The organism is Crassaminicella thermophila, assembly GCF_008152325.1.
Classification (GTDB): domain Bacteria; phylum Bacillota; class Clostridia; order Peptostreptococcales; family Thermotaleaceae; genus Crassaminicella_A; species Crassaminicella_A thermophila.
In genome coordinates, this window is sequence record NZ_CP042243.1 from 1711546 (window position 1) to 1736735 (window position 25190).

Annotated in this window: 26 protein-coding genes; 6 read left to right on the top strand and 20 right to left on the bottom strand. The window is 26.5% G+C overall.

Going from position 1 to position 25190, the window contains the following annotated elements; translation table 11 throughout:
- Nucleotides 1–18: 18 nt before the first annotated feature.
- A complete protein-coding gene (gene spoIIP / locus FQB35_RS08300) occupies nt 19–1251 on the bottom strand; it encodes a stage II sporulation protein P (RefSeq protein WP_231701898.1) in 1233 nt (410 codons plus the stop codon).
- An 85-nt stretch (nt 1252–1336) separates the two neighbouring features.
- A complete protein-coding gene (gene gpr, locus FQB35_RS08305; RefSeq protein ID WP_148809531.1) occupies nt 1337–2311 on the bottom strand; it encodes a GPR endopeptidase in 975 nt (324 codons plus the stop codon).
- Nucleotides 2312–2509: 198 nt separating this feature from the next.
- Between gpr and rpsT the strand changes: the two genes are divergently transcribed.
- The gene (gene rpsT, locus FQB35_RS08310) at nt 2510–2773 is read left to right on the top strand and encodes a 30S ribosomal protein S20 (protein WP_148809532.1); all 264 of its coding nucleotides are present in this window, start codon (nt 2510–2512) and stop codon (nt 2771–2773) included.
- A gap of 83 nt (nt 2774–2856) precedes the next feature.
- Here the strand turns inward: rpsT and holA are convergent, their stop codons facing one another.
- The 14 genes from holA to FQB35_RS08370 form a co-directional block, all read right to left on the bottom strand.
- Nucleotides 2857–3891 carry a DNA polymerase III subunit delta gene (gene holA, locus FQB35_RS08315; RefSeq protein ID WP_148809533.1) on the bottom strand — a complete coding sequence of 345 codons (1035 nt, stop codon included), beginning with the start codon at nt 3889–3891 and terminating at the stop codon, nt 2857–2859.
- A gap of 20 nt (nt 3892–3911) precedes the next feature.
- Nucleotides 3912–6251 (bottom strand): DNA internalization-related competence protein ComEC/Rec2, encoded by a 2340-nt coding sequence (locus FQB35_RS08320; RefSeq protein WP_148809534.1) that lies wholly within the window; start codon nt 6249–6251, stop codon nt 3912–3914.
- 117 nt (nt 6252–6368) lie between these two features.
- A complete protein-coding gene (locus FQB35_RS08325; RefSeq protein ID WP_148809535.1) occupies nt 6369–6668 on the bottom strand; it encodes a hypothetical protein in 300 nt (99 codons plus the stop codon).
- A 139-nt stretch (nt 6669–6807) separates the two neighbouring features.
- A complete protein-coding gene (locus FQB35_RS08330; RefSeq protein ID WP_148809536.1) occupies nt 6808–7344 on the bottom strand; it encodes an ECF transporter S component in 537 nt (178 codons plus the stop codon).
- 125 nt (nt 7345–7469) lie between these two features.
- The gene (locus FQB35_RS15840; RefSeq protein ID WP_168198289.1) at nt 7470–7628 is read right to left on the bottom strand and encodes a hypothetical protein; all 159 of its coding nucleotides are present in this window, start codon (nt 7626–7628) and stop codon (nt 7470–7472) included.
- A gap of 138 nt (nt 7629–7766) precedes the next feature.
- Nucleotides 7767–8432, bottom strand: a complete 666-nt coding sequence (locus FQB35_RS08335) for a tetratricopeptide repeat protein (RefSeq protein WP_207707278.1) — start codon at nt 8430–8432, stop codon at nt 7767–7769.
- Between the two features lie 34 nt (nt 8433–8466).
- Entirely contained in the window at nt 8467–9030 is a 564-nt protein-coding gene (locus FQB35_RS08340; protein WP_148809538.1) for a hypothetical protein, read from the bottom strand.
- Between the two features lie 120 nt (nt 9031–9150).
- Nucleotides 9151–11334, bottom strand: coding sequence for an Eco57I restriction-modification methylase domain-containing protein (locus FQB35_RS08345; RefSeq protein WP_148809539.1), 2184 nt, complete (start codon nt 11332–11334; stop codon nt 9151–9153).
- A gap of 112 nt (nt 11335–11446) precedes the next feature.
- Entirely contained in the window at nt 11447–12067 is a 621-nt protein-coding gene (locus FQB35_RS08350) for a hypothetical protein (protein ID WP_148809540.1), read from the bottom strand.
- Entirely contained in the window at nt 12060–12185 is a 126-nt protein-coding gene (locus tag FQB35_RS16410; RefSeq protein WP_269902678.1) for a hypothetical protein, read from the bottom strand. Before FQB35_RS16410 ends, FQB35_RS08350 begins: the two co-directional genes overlap by 8 nt.
- A gap of 68 nt (nt 12186–12253) precedes the next feature.
- Nucleotides 12254–12688, bottom strand: coding sequence for a hypothetical protein (locus FQB35_RS08355; protein ID WP_148809541.1), 435 nt, complete (start codon nt 12686–12688; stop codon nt 12254–12256).
- A gap of 104 nt (nt 12689–12792) precedes the next feature.
- Nucleotides 12793–12972 carry a DUF4177 domain-containing protein gene (locus FQB35_RS08360; protein WP_148809542.1) on the bottom strand — a complete coding sequence of 60 codons (180 nt, stop codon included), beginning with the start codon at nt 12970–12972 and terminating at the stop codon, nt 12793–12795.
- A gap of 22 nt (nt 12973–12994) precedes the next feature.
- The gene (locus tag FQB35_RS08365; protein WP_148809543.1) at nt 12995–13909 is read right to left on the bottom strand and encodes a hypothetical protein; all 915 of its coding nucleotides are present in this window, start codon (nt 13907–13909) and stop codon (nt 12995–12997) included.
- Between the two features lie 120 nt (nt 13910–14029).
- Nucleotides 14030–14626, bottom strand: a complete 597-nt coding sequence (locus FQB35_RS08370; RefSeq protein ID WP_148809544.1) for a hypothetical protein — start codon at nt 14624–14626, stop codon at nt 14030–14032.
- Nucleotides 14627–14770: 144 nt separating this feature from the next.
- Here FQB35_RS08370 and FQB35_RS08375 point away from each other — a divergent pair, with 144 nt between their 5' ends.
- The 3 genes from FQB35_RS08375 (at nt 14771) to FQB35_RS08385 (ending at nt 17644) form a co-directional block, all read left to right on the top strand.
- Nucleotides 14771–15229 carry a hypothetical protein gene (locus FQB35_RS08375; protein WP_148809545.1) on the top strand — a complete coding sequence of 153 codons (459 nt, stop codon included), beginning with the start codon at nt 14771–14773 and terminating at the stop codon, nt 15227–15229.
- A 118-nt stretch (nt 15230–15347) separates the two neighbouring features.
- On the top strand, nt 15348–16337 hold the full coding sequence (locus tag FQB35_RS08380; RefSeq protein WP_168198291.1) for a hypothetical protein: 990 nt from the start codon (nt 15348–15350) through the stop codon (nt 16335–16337).
- Between the two features lie 107 nt (nt 16338–16444).
- On the top strand, nt 16445–17644 hold the full coding sequence (locus tag FQB35_RS08385) for an alanyl-tRNA editing protein (RefSeq protein ID WP_148809547.1): 1200 nt from the start codon (nt 16445–16447) through the stop codon (nt 17642–17644).
- A 144-nt stretch (nt 17645–17788) separates the two neighbouring features.
- On the opposite strand, the gene FQB35_RS08390 is transcribed toward FQB35_RS08385, so the two are convergent.
- Nucleotides 17789–18775 (bottom strand): DUF6612 family protein, encoded by a 987-nt coding sequence (locus FQB35_RS08390; RefSeq protein WP_148809548.1) that lies wholly within the window; start codon nt 18773–18775, stop codon nt 17789–17791.
- A gap of 83 nt (nt 18776–18858) precedes the next feature.
- Nucleotides 18859–20100 carry a hybrid sensor histidine kinase/response regulator gene (locus tag FQB35_RS08395; protein ID WP_148809549.1) on the bottom strand — a complete coding sequence of 414 codons (1242 nt, stop codon included), beginning with the start codon at nt 20098–20100 and terminating at the stop codon, nt 18859–18861.
- 225 nt (nt 20101–20325) lie between these two features.
- On the opposite strand from FQB35_RS08395, the gene FQB35_RS08400 reads away from it, so the two are divergent.
- Nucleotides 20326–21030 carry a Crp/Fnr family transcriptional regulator gene (locus FQB35_RS08400; protein WP_148809550.1) on the top strand — a complete coding sequence of 235 codons (705 nt, stop codon included), beginning with the start codon at nt 20326–20328 and terminating at the stop codon, nt 21028–21030.
- Between the two features lie 61 nt (nt 21031–21091).
- Here the strand turns inward: FQB35_RS08400 and sstT are convergent, their stop codons facing one another.
- Nucleotides 21092–22342 carry a serine/threonine transporter SstT gene (gene sstT, locus FQB35_RS08405; protein WP_148809551.1) on the bottom strand — a complete coding sequence of 417 codons (1251 nt, stop codon included), beginning with the start codon at nt 22340–22342 and terminating at the stop codon, nt 21092–21094.
- Between the two features lie 303 nt (nt 22343–22645).
- Nucleotides 22646–23743: a PRK06851 family protein gene (locus FQB35_RS08410; RefSeq protein ID WP_148809552.1), complete on the bottom strand. Its 1098-nt coding sequence runs from the start codon at nt 23741–23743 to the stop codon at nt 22646–22648.
- Between the two features lie 205 nt (nt 23744–23948).
- Between FQB35_RS08410 and FQB35_RS08415 the strand changes: the two genes are divergently transcribed.
- On the top strand, nt 23949–25187 hold the full coding sequence (locus tag FQB35_RS08415; protein ID WP_148809553.1) for an ATP-binding protein: 1239 nt from the start codon (nt 23949–23951) through the stop codon (nt 25185–25187).
- Nucleotides 25188–25190 lie beyond the last annotated feature (3 nt).

The window sequence follows — 25190 nt, forward strand, 5'->3', positions numbered from 1 at the left end:
AGTTTCCGATCCTATTAATTATTCTTTTATATCCTTTATAACACGATCTAAAATTTCAGCTAAATATTTAGTAGTTCGCACTGCCTCCTCTATATAATTGGCAGTATTCCCCACTTCTATAAGAGCATAGTAATCTGAATTAAACTCATTGAATTTATATGGTTTTGTTATAGTTTTTTTTGCCAATCCTGGGTAATATTCATCACATTTTGCTTTTATATATTCTGCTAATACTAATAGTTTTTCTGCATTTTCATTCTCTGTACCTACAACAATACTAAATTTTGCTACTTTTTTTCCATCTATAATTACATAGCTTTTCTCTCTAGCAGTATCATTTTTAGGTGCTGCATCTCTATGTATATCAAAAATTATTTTTAAAGAAGTATTCTTCTTTAAATTTGCACGTAAAGTTTCTAATGATCTTACATAAGATCGTTGATATGATGGATAATCATGAAGTGTATCATTATGTATTACCTTATAACCTCTACTTGTTAATTCCTTTGTTAGCGCATCTCCTACTGCTCTAACCGTATATTTTCTATTAAGAGAATGGAAATTCCCTACAGATTCTGGCATGTATGATTCTGTTGCATGGGTATGATATATAAATATTGTAGGTTTATTGATATCTAGTTTTACTTTATTTGGCATTTTTATTGACGAGCTCACAATCTGTATTGATTCTAAAGCTTTATTTGATTGATTGTTTACGCCTTTATGATTTACTTCTTTCATATTACTTGATTCTATAGCTTCATTTTGATGATCTTTAATTTCAACATCCTCTTTTATATCCGGCAGCTTTTGAACAAAATCCATAGTGCTTTTTGATTCATTATTTAAAAGATAATAATCATCCATTTCTGCCATGTCGTCATCAGCTTCTTTTAGCATAGATATCTCTGCTTTAAATAATGTTTTTGGATCTTCATAATCAAAGTTTACTAATTTTCCTAAAGCAAGCTTCATGATTTCTTTATAATGACTTTTTCCATATTCTTTCTCATAGTTTACTTCCATAATCGGTATAGTTTTGTTTATAAAAAGTATAAGTAGATTATCACTCATATATTTTTTTGTATCTGCTTGTACAAAATTTTTTCTCTTTTCTATGCCGTTAGCTTTTGCAACCATATCCTTAGTATCCAAAATCAATATTTGAAATGATAAAATACACATTATACATGTTACAAAAATCCCTATCCACTTATAATACCTTTTTATATCAATCACCTTAACTTTCACCAATCCATGCACCTCTCTTCATTTTCTTTTGTTTTTTATCTATACGATAAAATTATATGAGAGGCTCTTTGAATATATGATTGACTTATTGTAAATATCTATTTACATCTTTCAAATCTATTCCAGGATGTAGGGCTATATTTAATGCATTAGCAATAACTTGTGATATATTTGTTATAATAACATCAATATCTTTCGTTGTAACAATTACGTTAGCTCCATAAGGATCTAATACTTCTTTTATCAAACTATATTTGTCTTCATCAGACATTCCTCTTAATAACTTATAAAATTCAGATTCCTTTGATGCTTGATCAGATAAAGCATCCACTACTAATTTTATTGTATCATTTGCTAAAGTAGCTGCATCTACAACAGTAGGTACACCAATAGCAATAACAGGCACCCCTAAAGTATGTTGACTTAATTCTTTTCGTTTATTTCCAATGCCTGAACCTGGGTTAATACCCGTTGTTGATATTTGTATTGTCGTATGAACTCTTTGCATTCTTCTTGAAGCTAATGCATCAATAGCTACAACCAAGTCCGGCTTTGTTTTTTCTACAATCCCTCGAATAATCTCTACTGTTTCTATACCAGTAGTTCCCATAACACCTGGTGATATAGCACTTACAGGTCTCATTGTTGGATCATCAGTCTTTTTATACATTTCAAAAAAATGTCTTGTAACAAATACTTTTGAAACTACCTGTGGCCCTAATGCATCTGGCGTTATATCCCAGTTTCCAAGTCCAACAATAAGTGTTTTGAAATTACTTTTATTTGGTATAAGATTTACTAATTCTTTTGCTAATAATTGGCTCAACGCATCTTTTACATCTGCATCAGCCTTTTTTAAACTAGGAGATTCAATCGTAATATAGCTACCTTCTGGTTTCCCCATTATTTTACTGCCTTCTTGATTTAAGACCTTTACATGTGTAATCGTAGCAAATTCTTGCTTTTTTTGTTCTACCTCAACGCCAGGAATTTCTTGCTGTGTATTCTCTTTGTATAATTCTCTAATTTCTAAAGCTAAATCAGAACGTATTTGAAACATTATTTGCACCTCCTATTTTTATATTCTTAACTTTTTTTGCAATTTTATGTAAATAAAACAAATAATAAAAAATTATAAAAAAAATGCATAAACATAAGCTTTTATGGAAATAAAACAATTAGTAGTTTTTCCCTTGCTTTTTCGTAATAATCATGATAGAATAACTTTTGTTGAATTGGATACAAGGGGGTGAACAGGTTGGCTAATATTAAATCTGCTAAAAAAAGAATCAAAGTTATAGAAGTAAAAACAGCTAGAAACAGAAGAATTAAATCTGCTGTTAAAACTGCTATAAGAAGATTCGAAGAAGCTCTAACTGCAGGTAACTTAGAAGAAGCAAAAGCTAAGTTTCGTTTTGCTGAAAAGAAAATCATGCAAGCTGCTGCTAAAGGAACTATCCACAAAAATGCTGCTTCAAGAAAGGTAGCAAAATTAGCAAGCAAATTAAACAAAGCAATGTAGTAAATTTATTCAATCAACCGTCAGTTATTCCCCATAAACATAAAAGCGTACAATGTACGCTTTTTTATTGTTTTAGGAATCTCTTATTTTGCAAACTGAGCAATTAATAATTCTATAGCCATTCTTTGATCAATCCTTCCCTTTTTTATACTTTCATCTGTCAAAAGACATTGTTCTAGTGCTTTTTTTAATATATCAACATTAAAATTTAAAGCTTGCTTTAAATATTTTTTTACAACAAATTGCTTAAGTCCTAATTTTGGTCCTATTGCCACTGGCGTGTAGCCCTGTTTTTCCATTAACTTTATTTGGAATAAATATCGAAATTGTCTTGTAATCATATATAAAATCTTTATTTCTGATTCTCCTTCCATCAACATATCACTTAAAATAGAAAGGGCTTTCTCACTATTTTTTGTTCCTATAGACTCTACTAAGCTGAATATATTATTTTCTATAGATTTAGGTGCAAGCAATTCAATATCTTGCGTTGTTATTAAATTTCTGTCTCCAACATAACTACACAATTTATTTATTTCATTATCTAAATCTTTTAAGCTTTTTGTTGAATTTTTTTCTAAATAGCCAGTAATATCTAAGAAAAAAGATATCTCTTGCTTTCTAACTTGTTTATTGTATTTTGCAAAAGTTCTTTCAATCCACTTATAAATATCTTTTTCAACTAACTTATCAAATTCTACAACTTTACCATACTTATTAATCATCTTTATTATTTTTTTTCTTTTATCAATTTCATTTGTTACTATAAAAAATAAATGTGTTGTACTTGGTATATTTCCAAAGTATTTAATAAGACTTTCTTCTTCTTGATCACTTATATTTTTTCTTTTCCCAAAAAAACATTCTAAATCCTTAATTAAAACCATCCTTTTTTCTCCCATAAAAGGAAGAGTTTCACAAGCATTAATTATCATATCAACATTTGTTTCTTTTCCATCTATAAATTGGAAATTAAGATCTTCAAAAGCTTTATCTATCATTTTCTGCTTAATTTTATCAATTGTATTTTCTATAAGATAATATTCCTTCCCATAGAACAAATATAGATTATCTAGGCAATCATTCTTTAAATCCTTTAATACATCTTTATATGTCATCTATAACCTCCATAACAAATTTAATTTTTTTCGTTCTCTATCATTTTTTTGATTTTTATCTTTTCACCACAAAAATATAAGCTTACAGCACCATTTTTATCATTTCTAAATACAATTATATGATTCTTTTTAAATCTATTTAATACTTCTTTATGTGGATGTCCAAAATAATTTTTTCCAACCTGTATAATAGCAATTTTAGGACTTATTAGTTTAATAAACTCCTCTGTACTTGAACTATTACTTCCATGGTGTGCTACTTTTAATACATCTATAGAAAGATTTGGATAACTTTTAACAATTTTCTTTTCTGCTTCGGCTTCTATATCCCCAGTAAATAATATATTCTTATCTTTATACGTCATAAGTATAACCAGCGAATTATTATTAATATCATCTCCACCATCCATAATTAATTCACGGCTTGGATTAAGAATTCTTAAAACCAAATCATCTTCAACTATAATTTTATCATCCTTAATTCCTTTATATATTTTTGTTCCTTGATGAATACATTTTTCCTTTAATAACTTTAAATCTTCTGACTGGTAAAAATCTGTCCCCATAACCAAAGTATCTACTTTTAAATGATCCAATACACTTAATAACCCCTGTATATGATCTTTATGGATATGAGACAATATAATCATATCAAATCTTTTAATGCCATTCTTTAATAAACAAGGAACTAATACATCTTCACCTACATCTATCATTTTTTTAGAACTTCCACCACCATCAATTAGTATATTTTTATTTCTAGGTGTTCTGATCAAAATGCAATCTCCTTGACCAACATCTATAAACACAATTTCCATTTTATTAGGAATTATGTATGAAACTATATTTATAACTACATACAAGCCTATAATAATAAATATTGCATTTTTTTTATTGATAGAAAATATTTTATCTTCTTCAATCGTCAAAAATATAAAAAATAAATAATAAATAATAATGAAAAAAAAGCTTGGCGAAATCACTTCAATGCTAGAAAAAGGTATTTTTTCTATAAAATAAGACAATACCATAATCACTTTTATGAAAAAAAGAACAACAAAGCCTAAAATTGATGCAAAGCGCAAGCTAATTAATCCGATTAAAATTATACAAATCCCCAACGGCACAAGTAAACTCATAATCATAACAACAGGCACATTTACAATAAATGCTCCTAAAGATATGTAATTAAAATGGTATCCTACAATAGGAATAATCCCTATTTGTGCAGCTACAGATACAGCTAAAATTTCTCTGAAAGGATTTGGAACTATTACTAATCTTTTTAAAATTTCTTTATAAAAAATAATAATAGATAACGCTGCTATAAAAGAAAGTTGAAAACCAATATTCATTAAATATATAGGATTTATAACTAAAATTATAAAACCTATAGTAAAAATAGCAGATATTGAATCATATCTTCTATTAACTAAAGGTGCAAATATAAATACTGTTACCATCAAAGTAGCTCTCAAAACAGAAGGCGCATATCCAGTAATAATAACATAAAAACAAAAAATCACCAATATTATAAATGTTTTTATAGATATCAAAAACCCTTTTAGCAATCTATTTAAAAACATATAAACAATTCCAATATGTAGACCTGAAACTGCCAAAATATGTGCTATTCCTGCCTTTCTAAAAACTTTATAAGTTTTTACATCCAACCTATCTTTATCTCCAAAAATAATTCCTAGAAGAATATTTCCTTCTTTATTTGGCATAATATTGTAAATTACATTTGAAATTTTATTTTTTATAATATTAGCAATCCTTAAGACAAATGAAATATTCCCTTTCCCAATTATATCTAATTTATCAGCAGCATATAAAATACCATAAATCCTTTTATTTTTCAAATACATCTGATAATCAAACATTTTTGGATTTCTTCTTTTTTGTGGTTCTAAAAGGATTCCATAAATACCAACTCTTTTTCCCATCACCATTCCTAATTTATTATGTTTTTGTCTGAATTTTATAATAATTTTATCAGATATTCTATAACTTTTACTATTAACAATAACATTTACCACTTTCAAGGTTAATTGTGGCTTATCTTTATTAGAAACATTAATCACGTCTCCAACAACATATACATTATTGTTAAAAAATTGTTTTAGCTGTCCTTCATATTCACTATTCAATTTAAAATTTAATGCTCCAAATAGTAAAATGAATACAAACAAAATAACAACTATCCATTTTCTCCTACATATAAAAAATCCAATCATAACAATTATACAGAAAACATACATTATTACTTTATAAGATATAGAAAGTTTGTATTGTAAAAAAATTCCTAATGCATAAAATATACTTATTCCACAAATAGGTCTTCTCACTATTTTCACATACCCTTCCTTATTCTAATAAAATATTCTTTCCATAAAATGTACATTTTTTCCTTATTTATAGAAAAAAGACATATTCCAATGAAATATGCCTTTTACTAAAAGATTTTAATATTTTCATTCTCTTTCACTTCTTAAATGATTTGGCCTATATCTCCCTGTTGTATGATCATTTTTCTCATACATTAAGTCTGCTTCAATATTTATACTATGATTACTTTTATCATGTTTTATTTCTACATTCTCGACTCTTGCATCATCTTGATGATAATTTAAATACTGCCATAAAATATCTCTTGCATTTTCTACACTTACATTTCTATCATATATTGTTAAGTATTCTTTCTCTGGAACTTCAAGATACAATTTATACTTACCGCTTAATTTTACTCTTCTTTCACTAATGCTATTTAGCATAAAATCCCTTCCTTTCTCTTCTTTATATATCATTATCATTCCCTTTTTGTAAAAAAGGTTACAGAAAGATATTTTCCATTATATGGATTTTTAATTTCGTTATTAAAAAAATGAGGCTTCTATCTCTAGAAACCTCATTTTATCGAAAATTTTCTTTTAGTTTTTGAAACAAATTTATTTTTTCTAGTGCAATCACTAAAGGTGCAGCCAATATAGCACCACCAACTGCTTGTGTGATATTCCCTAATACACCTAATATAGCTGTATTAAAGCCATATAATACACTTTCATAAGCTAAATAGCCAACTACCATTACTCCTCCTCCTGCTAAAACTGAACAAGCAAAAAAAACAATTTTTTTTACACTTGAAGTATCTGATTTTACCAATCTATTATAGATATATGCTACAATAAAAGCATCTAATCCTTTTATAACAAAAGTAGCAGGTGCATAAATACCATATCCAGAAAAAACATCTGCAAGCATAGACCCCATTGCTGCAGCTAAACTTCCTGCTACAGGTCCTAATAACACTCCACTAAGATATACCATACTATCTCCAATATGAATATAACCTTTTGTTGGCGTTGGCACCTGTATCAACATTGTTCCTACTAATACCAAAGCAGCCATTAATCCTGAAATAGTCAATTGTTTTACATTACATTTATGCATTGTATTGTTCCTCCTTCAAATTACACCTATATGTACCTTATTAGTTTTATTATAGCACTGAATTGTACCTATTGTAAATATAAAAAACAGAACAATTGTATCGCTTCAATTGTTCTGTTTTTTTATTATTTATTGTCATTTTGTTTTAAATATCCATTCATACCCCTATAACTAAACAAACGAGATGGTAACTTTCCTTTATCAACAGCTAATTCTTTTCCCATTTCATTTTTCATTTTTAAAAAAGCTTCTCTTGCCTTCGGATTTATAGGTATTTTATCCATAACTGATTCACCTCATATTATAGTATATTTATACTTCTAACTATTATTTTTTACAATCACTAATATTACATTCAAGGTAATTTCAGGTGAAATCATTATTGAATAAAATAAGCCAACGGAAAAATCCATTGACTAGTTCTAAAAGACATATTGTTTTCTTTTTAGTTCAACAATCGCATCATGAACAGGTTGATATTCTGGAATCAATCTTCTAGCTTTATATAAATACCATTTTGCTTTTTCTAATCTAGCAGTATGAAGGTAAATTAGCCCTAAATTATGATATCCATATCCATTTTGCGGATATAACTCTATAACTTTTTTGGCATAATATTCTGCTTTCTCATATTCTTTAAGATCATATCCGTATAATTTAGATACATTTAATAAAACTATAGGATCTGTATGATTATATTTTAAAATTTTTTCATAAAATTCAATAGACTTTTTTACTTCACCCACTTGAGCATAGCAAATCCCTAAACCATAATATATATCTTGTTTTACCTCACAAATATCTTCAGAGTTTATATCAAGAGCCTTTTTATAACAAATTATAGCTCCTTTATCTTCTCCAATTTGACAAAATATATCTCCTAATAATTTCCAATAAACTGATGCATTAGGATATTTCTCAATATATTTTGTTAAATATTCCAAAGCAATATCAAATCGTTCGCTATTTACATACCCAATGAGTAAATTATTAATAAGATATTCATCATCTGAATTTATCTGAAGACCTTGCTTGCATATGTTTATTGCTTCTTCATCTAAACCATTAAGGAGTAAAAAATTACTCATATTCAAATAAGCTTCCGATGAATCTGGCTGTAAACTAGCTTGAACTTTCAAACATCGAATACTTTTTATACAATTCGCCCTTTTCTTCATAAGCATAAGCTAAATCTTCAAATACATAATATCGTTTATATTTTTTTAGAAAAAAAGGATTGTTTTTATATATACACATAAAAACAGCTTTTGCAATATCAATCCTACCTTCTTTGAAATGATTTTTCCCTTCCTTCAAAAAGTTTTTCCATGCATCTGAATCTGTTCCTTCATTAATTAAATTGTATTTTTGTATCCACAGTTCTTCCATTTCTCTTTGAGGAATTAATTTCATCGGAAAAAATACATGCTGTTCAATCCAAAAATGCGGTATTATATCATAAATCTTATTTTTTATCAATTTACCAGCACTCTCATCATTTAATTCTATTTTAACCCAATATCCAGAAGTTTTTTTATATTTACTTTTAAATTTAATGCTTTTTATCCCTGGAATAGACAAATATTGAAAGTTTTCATCCTGCATCATTTCCTTCAAATTAAAAACTTTCTTAACATAATAATTTCTTAAATTTTCTGTAGGAAAAAAAATATTTATTACATTCAAGCATATAGCCTCCTTTCATTATAAGGGACTATATAATGTCTAAGTAAATCCATAAACTTTAGCCCTTGTGTATTTCAATATATAATATTCTAACCTTATTATTTCGTGATTAAAAAGTATTTATTTCCCTAAATTTCTCTTATGAAAATCTTCTATTATTCGTATTTCTGTGCTTGTTAAATTGTATACATTATATAATGTCTTGTCTACTAGTTCCTGAAGTTTTGGATCCTCTCCCCGATTAATCATTTGTTCAACAAATGAAGTAATCTTATTGCATGTATCTTCATCTATATTCCACATTATTGGTAAATTTTTCAATGGGTTTGCATACAATTCTAAATAATCACCTTTTCTTTTACCGCGATTATATAACCAAAAATACATTATTTTAGAGTTCAAAATACCTAACAACAAATTCCAATTTATCTTTCTTCTCTTTGCTGTAATAAAATATACATCAGCACTTGCATACCATGAAGAATTATTTAGTGCAAATTTATTTTCTTTAGCTCTATGAGGAACTACAATTTTTGTATTTTCAAATATTTCTTGTTTTCGAGGCCATTGTAATGCATACCAAGGTCTAATGCCTCGTATCGTTTCTCTTCTTTTCTCTAAAATTTCTTTATATTTAGATAAATGCTCTAAAATTCTATTATCTAACTCTGTTTCTGTAAATATTTTATCTGAAATGTATAATAGATATTTTGAAGCCTCATTACTACAAAAATATCTTTGTATATCGCTATTTTTATACATAGGTTTTATATATGGTAATTCTAAAAAACCTAATTCATTTACTTCCTTTTCAGATAAAACAAATATCCCTTGATATAATATTATATTCTTTTCTTTTGCATATTCCAAGGATATTTTTTTCTCAAGTATATCTTTCGTTATTTTATCTGCTCCACTAACAACCCCTTGATTAATATTACATAATTCTTTTAATGTGTATTGACTATTTTCATATATTTTTTTTAGAATATAATCATATTGATTATTTTCTTGTATCAAAATATGTCCATTTGGACCATATAAGTTTTGTTGCCTTGGTAACGTATATTGATATATTTTTTTTGTTCTCTTTTTGTTTTCCCGTAGGAGTTCATGCATTTCTTCCTTATCAATATCTCTTTCTTTAATGTATTTAATTTTTACTGATTGTGTTTGATCTGCTCCTTTTGATAGAAAAAATAAGATATTATGTTGCCCTTTTGCAGATTTGAAAATTTCATAATCGTTAAAATTTACAATATCAATAAATGTAGCATTATTTCTTAAAAACTTTCTTAGTTTTGCCGCTCCATCCGCTGTTATAAAATAATTTGTAGTAATATAAGATAATATCCCATTTTCTTTTAAAATTTCTAATGCTTTATAGATGAAAAAATAAAAATAATCCATTTTTCCTTCATAGTATTTTTTACCAAAATGAGTACCTTTTATTTTATCAAATATATGTTTATTTCCTTTCTCCCCTAAATAGGGTGGATTCCCTATTACAATATCAAATCCACCCTCATCTTTTATTACTTTTTTAAATGTATCCTTTTCAAAAATCATTTCATCCATCAAGCTATTCCCTGCTTTTATATTCAAACAAATTTTGTCTGTATATTGGCTTTTATCAGTTCCATAAGTCAAAGATAATAAAACCATTTTTGCAATCTTTATCGGTTTTTCTTGAATATCTATCCCAAATAAATTATTTTCAATAATATATTTTTTTATCATAAAATCATTTATTTTTTTTCTCTGCATTTTATAAATAATTTTCTTATATTTAAATAATTTTTCAAAATAGCGAATAAGAAATAATCCTGTACCACAAGCTATATCAACAATTCTTATACTATCCATTTTTTCTAAAATTATCTTAAGTTGTACCTGATTTAATACTTTATTTTCATGAAAACATCTCCATAATAAAGTTTCTGTATATCCTGTTTCTCTTGATAAATAAATTTCTAGAGATCTTTCAACCATATAATCAATAATATAATATGGTGTATAAAAACTACCCGTTTTTTCTCTATTAGTTGATGATAAAAAATTTTCATACAACTGACTAAAAATTGTAAAATTAAAATCTTCTATATCTACATTTTCACTCCACTTACTTCTTTTTTTTACAAAATCTTTTATTTGCATTCCCATCAAATTTAAAAGTTCTATTCCATACTTTTTTGCAAAAAATATTTTACATATCTCTAACATTACATCAGATCTATGGCTTTCTAAATCCTCTGTCTCTTTTACATATTCATTAAATACTTTTAACCATTTATGATTTTGCATATTATCTCCACCCAAAATATAATTGTAAAGGCATCCATCTTTGGACGCCTTTATCTTACATACAATAAACCAATTAATAATCTGATAAATTCCTATCTGTTTACTTTAACACTTATTTTGTTATGTACTTTATTCTATTTCCTAATTCTAAATAAACAATATTATATTTATCAAAAACCTTTTTTAAAGCTTGTCTCCTAATTTGCCCTATGATGAAATATTTCTCTAAATATTCATTTGCCTTCATTAAACTTTTAATATCATTATTTTCTAGGGCAAATTTTTTTTCTAACATAATATCTCTCATAATTTTCATTTCATCTAAAAATAAATAATTATTTTCTAACATATACTCATTCGTTTGTACCTTTGCTAAGTCAAGCATTATAGAGTCTATAGTTTCTATATTTTCTTTTAATAAATAAATATCTTCTTTATTCTTATAAAGTGTTTTATTCACTAAATCAACATTTTCATTTACCAATAAATAAAATTTATCTTCTAACGGCTGAATTGTTTTTAGATATATAAAAATTTTCTTTTTAGGACTTCCATTAAATATATTATTGTAAATATTTTTTATAATAACATTATTCATAGCCGTATCTTTTTCTGAAAAATAAATAAAACCCATAATTGTTAAAATAATTAATATAACATAAACAGAAAATTTATTTAATAACCTACTTCTTTTATAACTTTCTTTTGAAGGTATTTGCTTATGATTAAACATATTCCTTCTCACCTTCTAACTTTTTCGTTTTTTTATTATTTCTATATATTCTCTCGAATTCCTTCATAATCTTTTCATTTTTATATTCACTAGAATAATAACTAGTTTCTTTTCTCAAATAAAAAATCTCCTTTCTGGTTTGAATTTTATTGTTAATTCTTGCCAGAAAAGAGAAATTATTTTTGCTTAATTACTCTTCTTTAAATACATACCATCTCCAACTTTTTTTACACCATCAATTTGTTGAATCAATTTATCAACAATCAAGTCCATGTCTTTATAGTCTATGTCTACACCCTTTTTCTTTAAATATTTCATAATTGTAACTAGACGAATAGGATAATCACAAGGATTTTTAAAATATGGATGTTTCTCAATCTTCTTCTTTATACTTTTTTCATCAATATCAAAAATGTGAATTACATTCTCAAAATCCATATTTCCCTCTAATTTACTTATAAAATAATCGATCTGATTTGTTGGTTTATTGTACTGCTTTAAAAGTTTCTTAAAATCCTTAAGGAATTTTAATTCATCTATTACATGTTCATCAGATGTATTTAGCTCTAAATAGATATCTTCACTACACGAGTCTACGAGGTCTGATAGTGATATTTGCATAAAGCTTTCTTATCCCCCTTCAAACTTTATTTTTGTTCATCATAGTTATATACCATTTTATATATTTTATACTTACCTGTCAAATTTTTAAAACCTCATTTAATTTATTTTTCCCTTTTTAGCATACAACAAATAGTTCTACCATTCACCGTAGGCACACTAGAAACTAATTCCCAACCTTCATCTCCTAATTTATTAAGTTCTTCTTCATCTTCTTTACTAAGTACTAAGTTTGTTACACCTTTTGCTCTTAAATTTATAATTTTATATTCCCATTTTTTCAATTTATACCCCTCCACATTACTTCTAAACTAAATCATCTAATCTTACAATTTCATCTTTATAATATTTTACTGAATCCTCTAATATTGATTCAATAATTTTTTTAGCTTTTATCCTATCTTTTTCTGAAGTACATTCTAATTCTATTTTATTATTTTCTAACACAATCTCAGCTAATAATTCACCTTCGCTAAATAATTTAAAATAATAACTTCCATCTTCTTCAATGTCTAATTTGATCTCTTTATATCTTAGTAAAGTTTCCTTGATATTTTTTAAATCTTTTATAAGATATGTACTCTGCCATACATTATAGCTTTCCTCATTTTCTGTTTCATAGGTTACATCCATAATAATTGCTATATATTTTTGCAATAAAAGACTATTATTTTTCAAGAATTTTTCTAACGTAGCATATTGATTTTTCTCTTTATATCCTTCATATTGAACAATAATATTTCTTTCAATAGTATTTTTAAAAATAGCTGGTATATATATACTATCACCAATAAATTTATATTCGTTTAAAAATTCTATCATCCTACCAAGAATTAAATCTTTCTTATTTATTTCCTTACAATCCATATCTACCCAAAACTCTGTCTTTGTAAATATATCTTTTAGCTTTACTTTATTTTCTTTTATTTCTTTTACTTCATACAAACTAATAAAAGACTCTATTTTTTTCTTAATCCATTCACGTTCTTCATCTGATAATTGATTTTTCGTAGCATTATAATATTTCTCAATAAATGACTTGCCATCTTTCATTTTATAATCATATATTAGCCAAGAATTAAAATCTATCATAATTTGAGCTTTTTCCAAATTATTATAAAAATATTCTTTAGCCTCTTCAATCTCTTTCGTAAATTCATGTTTTAGTAGAAACTTTAGCACATTTTCTTCTATTCTCATATCTAAATTTTCTAAATTCATAAACTTCTCTCCTTTTACACTATGAATCTATAGGCTTTAACTTATATATTATACTATTATTATATCCTATTCTCTACTGCAAAAATTTTTTTAAATCATAAAACCAGGCTTCGCCCGGTTTTATAATAACTGCTCTAGCTCTTCTAAATTTAAAATATATGAAAGAGCAGGCGCAACTTTATAAAATTTATCCAATCGCATGTCTTCTCTTTGTTCTAACGAATAAATTAATTTAAAGATAGAAACTACATCCTCTTTACTTAAAGTTGCAAAATCTAGCCCTGAAAGATTATGACATATAATAGCTGCTAATTCATCATCAATTTCAAATATATCATAATCACTTTGTTTAAATATTTTCCTTATCTTATTATCCGTATCCTTTTGTAAATCCTTGATTGCAATATCATATAATATATTAAATTTTTCAGAGATATTTTTTACTAATTTTTTCCATTTTTCAATTCCATTTTTATTCATTTTCATATAGCATAATCCACTATCTTCAATATATCTTAACAAGATAAGTTTTGCACAATGATTTAAGCAAGATTTATATAAAAATAGTTTACACCATTTTTCATCATCTATGTCCATATTTAAACGATTATCTATTTTCATTTTTTTTAATATACCCCTATTTTCATATTCATATTTTATCAAAAAAACTTGAATAAATTCTAAAATTCCATCATAAATCTGTTTCACTTTGTCCATAAATGCTTCCTCCTTAATATTCCTCTTAATATATATTATTCTGCCTGTCTATATTTGTGTTTTTACAATTGGATTATAATTTTCTATATGAATAGAATAGTGTATAATAAAAATAAAATATTTTATTAAGTAAGGAGGATCCATTTGACAAAAATCATCGTACTATCTGACTATAGTAAACATAGACCTAAAAAAAATTTTAAAAATAAAACTATAAATGATCCTATATGCTTTTATGAATTAAATGATGGCATTAAAAAATTAGCCTACAAGTATATGGATACTATTATTCGTAATATTCAAGACAATTTTTTGCATACTCATTACCAAAAAATAACATCACTCAATAAAAAAAAGAAAAATCTTTTCAAAGATTTCTATATACCTAAATATTTAAATGTAAATAGTCCTTTTTCAATATGTCATAATATAAAACTTATTCGTGGACATCATTTAAAAGCTATATCTGAAAACGATTGGTATAACATTACAGATATGATTATTCGTATCTGTACAATAACATACTATGATTTATGTAAAGAAGAAGTACAACCTATTGATCTTGCTCATCAATATAGGTGGACAAGTATATATTTTGAATAGTTTACAAAGAGACATCTATGAAAATAGACGTCTCTTTTTTCGTTTTTTGATCATTCATATTCAAATAATTGGTTCAGACTTCTGTAACAATATCATATATTTAAATGAGGTGATATAAATGCTAAAAAATCTATTGACTATCCTGCTTATTATACTCTTTTTGCTTATGTCTTTTACATTAAATACTTTTTTAAATAATAATCACTACATAACAACTTTTAAATCTTACATAGTATCTGAACTTAAAATTTCAAACGAACTATTAAAAAATTATTTGAGTGATGATCAAAACCTTCGTAAAGAAGCTTCTAAATCAATTATACTTACTACTTTAAAAAATTTAAATTATGAACAATGGATTGAATATATCGACTACATTAATTTGTTACTATTTAAATCCAATGTATTACCTTCTAATAATGATGAATTAATAGTTGCACTTAATCTATCAAAGGACTTAGCTGTAGTAGCAATATATACACCTATTAATGGTGAATATGTATTCACAAGTAAGATTGAAAACCTCCTGCCTATACAAAATATAAGATTTTTACAAGCACCCGGATTAGACTATAATTTTATAATAACTGATCAATTATTAGATGAAAAATTAGGAGCGTTTTTTTTAGAAGAATTTATAGAAATTTTTCTATATCTTGATGAAGATTTTAAAAGCGTCTGGAAAAAAACTAAATATAAGGATGAAATCTATAATGCTTCTTGGTTAAACCCTAAAGCTCCTAATAATGAATGGATAAAAATTATTGAAAACAACGACATAAAGTTTAAAAAAAATAATACTGTAAATATTGATGTTTTCATAAATAGACAAAAGTTTAAAGCATTCAAAAAAATTTTTCCTATTGACGAAGATTTCAAACTTGAAAAAGAGATTATTGCACATGAGAATTATTATTGGAGTCCTAAATACGAAAGATTTATAATGAATGAAGGAATAATCAAAAACTCTACCACTCCAATTGCAATTATTGATGATACAAAGCATTGGCTAGAAGCTTTTTTAGGCTTTCACTCAAACAACTATAAAATCATAACAAAAGATAAAAAAATATATTATATAAACAAACAATTTGTTTTTACAAAATAATATCTTTAATATAAGAAGATGACTCCATCTTCTTTCTTTTTGCAGGAGTTTATTCTTATATGTAGAAAATAATTGTTATAAGGAAAAATTTGAAAGGATTGATTTTATTGACAAAAAAATTATTTTTTAAAAATGTTTATCTTAAAGAGTTTACTGCAAACATTATTTCAAAAGAAGAAATAGAAGGAGAATTTCATATTGTACTAGATCAAACTGCCTTTTATCCAGAAGGAGGAGGACAGCCTTGCGATACAGGAACTATTGACTCACTTAAAGTATGCTATGTATATGAAAAAGATAATAAAATCTATCATATAGTAGACAAAAAACCTACAAAGTTAAATAATGTAAAATGTACAATCGACTGGGAAAAACGTTTTGATCATATGCAACAGCATCTAGGCCAACATATTTTGTCTGCTTGTTTTGAAGAATTATTCGATGCAGAAACAGTAGGTTTTCATTTAGGAACAGCTTTCGTAACAATAGATGTTACCTTAAGTGATCTATCAAATGATCAAGCCCAGAAGGTCGAATATCTTGCTAATCAAGTTGTATTTAACAATCTTCGTGTTAATCAATTATATCCAAACCCTTCAAAGCTTTCAGAGCTTCCTTTAAGAAAACCTCCTAAAGTAGATAAAAATATTCGAATCATTGAAATAGATCAATTTGATTTTTCTCCTTGTGGTGGAACACATCCATCTTACACTGGAGAAGTTGGTTTAATCAAAATTAGAAAATGGGAAAAAATTCGCAACAATATTCGTATTGAATTTGTATGTGGTAATCGTGCCCTTAAAGATTTTACTTGGAAAAATGATTATATTTATAAAATAGCTAATCTTTTATCTATAAAAGATCTAGACGTATTAAATGGTATTGAAAAAATTTATTCCAACTATCATTCACAACAAAAAGAAATAAAAAAACTAAAAGAACAACTTCTAAATTATGAAGCATTTGCATTATACCAAGAAGCTGATATACATAAAGAAATAAAAATTATTTATAAAATTTATGATAATAGGGATTTTAACGAACTTAGAACATTAGCTACAAAAATAATTTCTAAACCAAATGCCATTGTTTTATTCGGTGCAAGAAATAAAAAAGCTCAAATGATTTTAAGCTCTTCAAAACAAATTGAAATCAATATGAATGAAATATTTAAAAAAGTGTGTATAATCTTTAATGGTAAAGGAGGTGGTAATAATCATAATGCCCAAGGGGGTGGAGATAATTTATCAAAACTTGAAGATGCATTGAAAGAAGCTAAAAATATTATTATAAACCAGTATATATAATATTTTTTAATATTACCAAAAAAAGAAAAGTGTTTAGAAAACACTTTTCTTTTTTCTACCCTATATATGCTTGGAAAATAACCTTACTCACAATTATTTATTATATAAAAAATAAACATATACTACAATAATATTTTAAAATTTTTATCTGTTTTTCGACATTTTTTTGCTTTTTCCTACATTATTTATCTCCTGTACATCTTCAATATTTATTTTAGGGAAAACAACTTCTTTATTAAAATCATAATATCTATACTTGCCTTCTGTATATGTATTTGTATTCATTCCATTCATATTCATAGAAATGTTTTGAATAATTTCCATTTTATCAAAAATCTTAGTTTCTTTGTTAACATATAACTTATAACTTACTTTAATATCCATTTTTTCAAGCATTTCTTGAATAAGAGCTTTTATTTTTGCTTGGTCTTCTTCAGAATTTAGCTCAGAATCACCTTTAGCTTTTCCTAATTTGCCATAGTATTCAAATGTTTTATTTACAATATCTTTACATAACTTTTTAAATGTCTTATTAGCTAAATCAATATTAATTACATAGTACTCTTTTCCATCAATTATTGCATCTTTATCAAAGTAAGCAAACATTCCATACAGTTCCATTTGCTTTTGAGATATACCTACACTTGCCATATCATTATTACCTAATAATTTTTGGATTTCTTTCATCATTGGATTAGTATCTATTTTTACCCATTTTTCAGCTGAGTCATTCTTCATGTACATGATACCATCTTCCATGAATACTTCAGAAGTCTTTTCAGTAGAAATTTGATTTTCTTCTAACCCTATACTTTTAGTTTTTGATTTTACATATACCTTTTGTGGTTTCTTAAACATTCCCTCTTGATTGATTATCATATTAATAGTTTGTTCAACTTGTTTATCCTCAATTACCCCTACTACTTTTGTTTTGATGTCCATAACACCATCAAACTTATATGTATCAAATTCATTCATCTTTTCATTTGCCATATCCAGCATTTCTGCTGCTGTCATTCCTTCACGAGTTAATTGTTTGATAAACTCTTCTTCTGTTTGTGCCATAGCTATATTCGTTAATAATACAACAAAACTAACTACTAAAAGCACAATCTTCCACTTTCTCTTCATAAATCTCTCCTCCATTTTTTGTGAATTTAAAACATATATTTATTATACATTTTATATTAAATAAAACAACAAATATAATATATCTAACTTACTGAATATATATCTGAAAACTCAATATTTATACTTTCTATATGATCTTCCTTACTATAATTATTATCTATTTTTATATCTGATTCTGGCAATACTTTTGCAGGAATTTCTATAATAAATTCACTTCCTTTACCATACTCACTTTTAACACTAATCTTTCCCCCATGCATTTCAACAAGAGCTTTAACAAGAGATAGACCTATACCACTTCCTTCTTTTTTTCTAGATAGAGATTTGTCTATTTGCATAAATCTTTCAAAAATTGTATCTATTTTATCTTTAGGAATACCTTTCCCATTATCCTTAATAGAAATTACAACTTTTTCTTTTTTATCATATATTTTTACTACTATACTTCCACCAGGTTTTGTAAATTTTATAGAATTTGAAAGAAGATTAAGTATTATCCTTTCGATTTTATCTGCATCACAAGCTATAATTTTTTCTTCTACTTCTGTATCAAAGATAAGATTGAGCTCATTACGCTTTATATACTCTAAAATGGATAATGAAATCGTTTCTACAATATGTACAATATTATGGTTTTGCAAATCAATTTCAAAATAACCAGAATCAATTTTCGTTATATCAATCAAATTATTTACCAGTCTCAATAGCCGATAGCAATTTTGTTTCATAATCTTTATATGTTTATCCATATAATTTTGTTTACATAGCTCAAATAACTGTATAGTACTAAAAATTAAATTCAACGGAGTTTTAAATTCATGAGATATATTTGCAAAAAACTCCGTCTGTAATTTATTGTACTGAATTGTTTCATTAGCTTTAAGAAGTTCTTCATTTGTTTTTTTTAGTTGTTCATTACTTTTTTTTAGCTCATCATGTAAATTCTTTAACTGTAGATGCGTTTTCACTCTCGAAATTAATTCTACTTCATGGAAAGGTTTATTGATATAATCTACTGCACCTACTTCAAATCCCTTTGCAATATCTTCAATTCTTGACTGACTTGTCAGAAAAATTATAGGAATATCTTTTATTTTGCTGTCATTCTTTAATATTTGACATGTCTCATATCCATCCATTCCTGGCATCACAATATCTAGTAATATAAGATCTGGCCTTTCTTTTTTCACATATTCAATAACCTCATTTCCACTTGTCACTAAGACTGGTTCATATCCATTATTTTTTATTACATCTTCAATAATCCGAAGATTTAGCATACTATCATCTGCAATTAATATTTTAGGTTTTATAGAGTTATCCATTTTTCATTTCCTCCAAATCTTAAAATACAAACCTTTACAGTATCTATTTTTCTATAATCTATTTTAAATAAAAGTGGTTAAAAATTTTGTAATATTATGTCGTAAAAAAAGTTTTTTTATAATATTTTAGAACAACAAAAAAGACTATGGTTTAATAACATTTTATTTATAACAAAAATTAAGTATAATAATAGAATAATAGAAAATATACATAAGGGGGTAACCATGTTTAAAGATATATGTAAAAATTGTAAAAATAAATTGTGTGCAGGTACTGTAAATATATTTTCAAACCTTTCTAAAAATGATTTGATGAAAATCGTTTTTAAAACTGGTCATCAAACTTACAACAAAGGTGATACACTCTTTTATGAAGGAGAAAAAGCTAATAAACTATTTGTAATAAATGAAGGTAAAGTCAAATTATTTAAATATACAAAAGATGGAAAAGAACAAATACTACACATCCTTTCATCTGGAGATTTTTTTGGTGAATTAAACTTGTTTAAAGAAGGGGAATATAGTTTTAATGCTAAAGCATTAGAACCTGTAAAGCTTTGTACCCTAACAAAGGAAGCTATGAAAGAAATTGTTATGGAAAAACCAGAAATTGCTTTAAAAATCTTAGAGGAAATCGGTGAACGCCTAACGAAACTTGAAACCTTAGCGCAAAATCTTGCTACAAATGATGTGGATGTAAGAATTGCAAGTTTAATATTGGAATTAAAAGAAAAACACGGAAAAGAAACCTCTGAAGGAATTGTAATTTCTCTTCCTCTTACAAGACAAGACATGTCTAATTATACTGGTGTTGCAAGAGAAACAATCAGTAGAAAACTAAAGAAATTTGAAGAAGAACAGATTATAAAGCTTGTTGGAAATAAAAAGTTAATTTTAATAAATGAAGAAAAATTACTAGAATATGTTTAAATTATCATGAATAAGCCCTCTATAATAATTTCATAACTATTATAGAGGGCTTCATTAGTATCTAAGCAACCTTTTTATTCTCTTTTGGAATAATAATTTTCTTTCCTTTTTTTCTCCACTCTGCGAATTCAGAAACAGCAGTGAAAAGTACATCTGTTGATGAGTTAAGTGCAGTTTCACAAGAATCTTGAATAACCCCTACAACAAAACCCACACCAACTACTTGCATTGCTACATCATTTGGAATACCAAATAAACTACATGCAAGAGGTATTAATAGTAACGATCCTCCAGCTACTCCAGAAGCTCCACAAGCACTTACTGCTGATAATACGCTAAGGATTAATGCTGTAGCAATATCAACTTCAATATTTAATGTGTTAACTGCTGCAAGTGTCAATACAGAAATTGTAATAGCTGCACCAGCCATATTTACAGTAGCACCTAGTGGAATTGATACTGAGTAAGTATCCTTATCTAAACCTAGTTTTTCACACAAGGTCATATTCACTGGAATATTTGCAGCTGAACTACGTGTAAAGAATGCTGTAATACCACTATCCTTCAAGCACTTTAATACAAGTGGATATGGATTTTGACGAATCATGACATAAGTAATTATTGGATTTACAACTAATGCCATAAAGAACATAGCTCCTACTAATACAGCAAGTAAATGTCCGTAGTCTAATAAAGACTCCATACCATGTGCAGCAACTGTATTAAATACTAGACCCATAATACCTAGTGGTGCAAAGTTAATTACCCATTTTACAATTTGAGATAACGCATCTGAAAAATTGCTAATCATCGTTTTCGTAGTTTCAGGTGCCTTTTTTAATGCAAGGCCAAGAAGCAATGCCCAAGTTAAAATACCAATGTAGTTAGCATTATAAAGAGCTTTTACTGGATTATCAACTATATTCATCAATAATGACCTTAACACCTCAACAACTCCTCCTGGAGGCGAAAAGTTCTCAGCCCCTGCTACAAGTGTTAATTTTACTGGGAACATAAAACTTGCTATAACTGCAATAAGTCCTGCTGAAAATGTTCCTAAAAGGTAAAGAACTATAATTGATTTCATATTAGTTTTTTGTCCACTCTTATGTTGAGCAATAGCAGACATTACTAAGAAGAATACCAATATAGGTGCAACTGCTTTTAAAGCACCTACAAACAATGAACCAAAAATAGAAATTGATTTTGCTCCCTCTGGAACTATATTAGCTAAAATAATACCTACGATCAAACCTATAATGATTCGTTTGACCAAACTCAATTGATTCCATTGCTTTAATAACTTTGACATTTTCTTTTTCCTCCTTATTATTTATTGTAGATAAATGCAAATAAATTACAAACTTCATAATTGTCAAGTTAAATATTTTTAAAAATTAATATATTAATAAAAGTTTACTATAATTTTTGTTAAATTACAAGAAATTTCAATTTTCTACATATTTACATTTCATCAAATTATACCTAAAATCAGTTTTTTCATGCCATTAAACTTAATACCTTTAAAACCTAGTTATTACTAAAAATTAACATAAATAAAAATGAGAATTCTTTTAATTTAAAAGAATTCTCATTTTTATATCTCAAAATTCCATTAATTTTCTATCTCATTAGCATACTTTAATATTCTCTGCAAAATTTCTCCTCTAAAATTATCTATTGCTTTAAAATTCATGTTTGGAATATAAGATTTTTCAAGATCATCATGCTCTTTCTTTGCTTTTGCTATATTTGCAATACCAGAGTTTATTAATTTTTCTACAAAAGCATTATCTTCCTTTAAAATTTCTTCATTAGCAGCTAAAATTTCTTTATCCATAAAATCATCAAATTTTATCTTTTTATAATTAGTATTTGCATACTTACCACTCGTTGTAATAGCTATATTTAATTTTGGTATAATTATAGTTTCTATATTTTTTTCATCTAATGCTTCATGATATACCTCTACATTTAATCCTTTTTTTATAGCTTCGTCTACAATTTGTTCTATATAATTTGAAATTCCTTTTACATAAGAACCTTCCATATAGTATATTGTCTTAATCTTTCCAACAATCGTTGCATAATAATCTACTAATCCTTTAGGCGTTAATGCACTTCCAAATAAATGTCTAACTTTTCCTTCTTGTTTTGAGTAAGTCACTTTACCTAATATTTCTTTTTTTAGTTCCCTCACACTTTGATTAAATTTTCCTTTATCTAGTGCTTCTTCATAAATTACTTCCATATCATCCCTTATGGATTTTGCTGCAGCAAAGAATTTATATGCCCTTTTGAATAATTTTCCAATTTTTTGAGTAATTTCTACAACTTCACTTCTATTCGCTCTTATCCCATTTTCATTCCAAAACTCTCCAAAATTAAGAATTTCATCTATAGCTCCTGGATGTTTAGGATCAACTACATGTGGTGCTGTACCATCAATAATAGCAATCTTAAGAGCAGGTATTACTACCCCATCTAACGAATCATTATCTGATGAACATTGATGGAACTCTACATCATATCCCTTCTCCACCATTTGATAACCTATTTTTTTCATGAATGATGATTTTCCTACTCCAGGACCCCCTTTAATAACAAATAATCTTTTTGCATCTGTACCAATAATGTTATCATAATAAGAATAAAATCCCTTTGCTGTATTTCCTCCTGGAAAAACTTTTTTGATTTCTCCTTTTTTACTCATAAATATAACTCCTTTCTAATGATTCTCATTTAAGATTTACTATCATTTTATTTTGAAAAATATTTTTTGTGCTTGTATCTTAAAAAATATGATTATCATATTATATGATTTTTTTTTATACTCATTCAATAAAATTATAAAAATAATTGTGAAATGCTTTATTTTGCTATAAAATAATTTTAGTAAATCTAGTTAGGAGGCTATTATGAATAAAATTAAAAAAAATATAATATTCATTGCCACAGTAGCTTTATTTGGTGAAATATATTTTTATCCCTTTCATTCATCTCTTAGATTCTCAGCAGGAATTATTGCATTAAACTTAATTATGCTTATTGATGAAGATATTTCTCCCTTCTCTATATCTTTTTTTTCTGGCATAGCAGTATTTCTAGTAAGAAGTCTCTTTCGTATTTTCTTTTCTTCTATGCCTTTTGGAGAAATTATTGCACTACATTTTCCATCCATCTTTTACTACATCATTTATGGCGCAATTACTCAACTTACACATATTCGAAAACACAAAAACCAATTTATTACTCCAATCGTTCTTTTAGCATTTACGGATACAATAAGCAACATATTTGAAATTTTTTCAAGAAATCAATTAGTCTCCTTACAAATTATTCAGTTAATGATCCTCGTTGGCATCGCAAGAAGTATCATTGCTTACTTCATTTATCTAGTCTATAAAAAACAAGAATTATTTTTATTAACACGTGAACATCAAAAGCGATATAGTCAGTTAAATATATTAATTGCTGACATCCAAGCAGAAATGTTTTATTTAAAAAAATCGACCCATGATATTGAACAAGTAATGGGTAAAAGTTACCAATTATATGAAGAATATAAGTGTGATAAAGTATTAAAAGAAAAAATATTAGATATTGCTCGGGAAATACACGAAATTAAAAAAGACTATTACAGAGTTTTAAGTGGCTTTGAAAGCTTCTTAAAAACATTTGAAAAAAATGGTACAATGATGTTATCTGATATGCTTGTAATTATTCGTGGTAATACCTGTCGATATCTTAAAGAAAATGGTAAAGATATATCTATAGACTTTGATTTTAAAAATGATTTTCAACTTCAAAAATATTATCATTTGTTCACAATTTTAAATAATCTAATAATAAATGCTATTGATGCTTGTAAAGCTATGGGACGTATTAAAGTTACACAAGAAAGTGATATGAATAATGTTATCTTTTATGTAAAAGACAATGGCGAAGGAATAGATAAAGATATTTTACCATATATATTTAATCCTGGATTTACAACAAAATATGATGAAAAATCAGGTAAGCCTTCTACTGGTATAGGGCTTTCCCATGTAAAAAACATTGTTACAGAATTACAAGGTAATATTGAAGTAAAGTCAAAGTTAAATGAAGGTACCATTTTTAAAGTAATTGTACCTAAAAATTCATTGGTAAGGTGATAA

Excerpts from the sequence above, each read along its gene's own strand:
- FQB35_RS08355 (WP_148809541.1), bottom strand. The coding sequence starts at position 12,688 with ATGCAAATATCACTATCAGACCTCGTAGACTCGTGTAGTGAAGATATC.
- FQB35_RS08335 (WP_207707278.1), bottom strand. The coding sequence starts at position 8,432 with ATGAGTAATTTTTTACTCCTTAATGGTTTAGATGAAGAAGCAATAAAC.
- FQB35_RS08325 (WP_148809535.1), bottom strand. The coding sequence starts at position 6,668 with ATGCTAAATAGCATTAGTGAAAGAAGAGTAAAATTAAGCGGTAAGTAT.
- FQB35_RS08365 (WP_148809543.1), bottom strand. The coding sequence starts at position 13,909 with ATGAATTTAGAAAATTTAGATATGAGAATAGAAGAAAATGTGCTAAAG.
- FQB35_RS08380 (WP_168198291.1), top strand. The coding sequence starts at position 15,348 with ATGCTAAAAAATCTATTGACTATCCTGCTTATTATACTCTTTTTGCTT.
- FQB35_RS08395 (WP_148809549.1), bottom strand. The coding sequence starts at position 20,100 with ATGGATAACTCTATAAAACCTAAAATATTAATTGCAGATGATAGTATG.
- FQB35_RS08390 (WP_148809548.1), bottom strand. The coding sequence starts at position 18,775 with ATGAAGAGAAAGTGGAAGATTGTGCTTTTAGTAGTTAGTTTTGTTGTA.
- FQB35_RS08350 (WP_148809540.1), bottom strand. The coding sequence starts at position 12,067 with ATGTTTAATCATAAGCAAATACCTTCAAAAGAAAGTTATAAAAGAAGT.
- gpr (WP_148809531.1), bottom strand. The coding sequence starts at position 2,311 with ATGTTTCAAATACGTTCTGATTTAGCTTTAGAAATTAGAGAATTATAC.
- FQB35_RS08415 (WP_148809553.1), top strand. The coding sequence starts at position 23,949 with ATGAATAAAATTAAAAAAAATATAATATTCATTGCCACAGTAGCTTTA.
- holA (WP_148809533.1), bottom strand. The coding sequence starts at position 3,891 with ATGACATATAAAGATGTATTAAAGGATTTAAAGAATGATTGCCTAGAT.
- FQB35_RS08400 (WP_148809550.1), top strand. The coding sequence starts at position 20,326 with ATGTTTAAAGATATATGTAAAAATTGTAAAAATAAATTGTGTGCAGGT.
- FQB35_RS08410 (WP_148809552.1), bottom strand. The coding sequence starts at position 23,743 with ATGAGTAAAAAAGGAGAAATCAAAAAAGTTTTTCCAGGAGGAAATACA.
- FQB35_RS08370 (WP_148809544.1), bottom strand. The coding sequence starts at position 14,626 with ATGGACAAAGTGAAACAGATTTATGATGGAATTTTAGAATTTATTCAA.
- FQB35_RS15840 (WP_168198289.1), bottom strand. The coding sequence starts at position 7,628 with ATGGATAAAATACCTATAAATCCGAAGGCAAGAGAAGCTTTTTTAAAA.
- sstT (WP_148809551.1), bottom strand. The coding sequence starts at position 22,342 with ATGTCAAAGTTATTAAAGCAATGGAATCAATTGAGTTTGGTCAAACGA.
- FQB35_RS08345 (WP_148809539.1), bottom strand. The coding sequence starts at position 11,334 with ATGCAAAATCATAAATGGTTAAAAGTATTTAATGAATATGTAAAAGAG.
- FQB35_RS08330 (WP_148809536.1), bottom strand. The coding sequence starts at position 7,344 with ATGCATAAATGTAATGTAAAACAATTGACTATTTCAGGATTAATGGCT.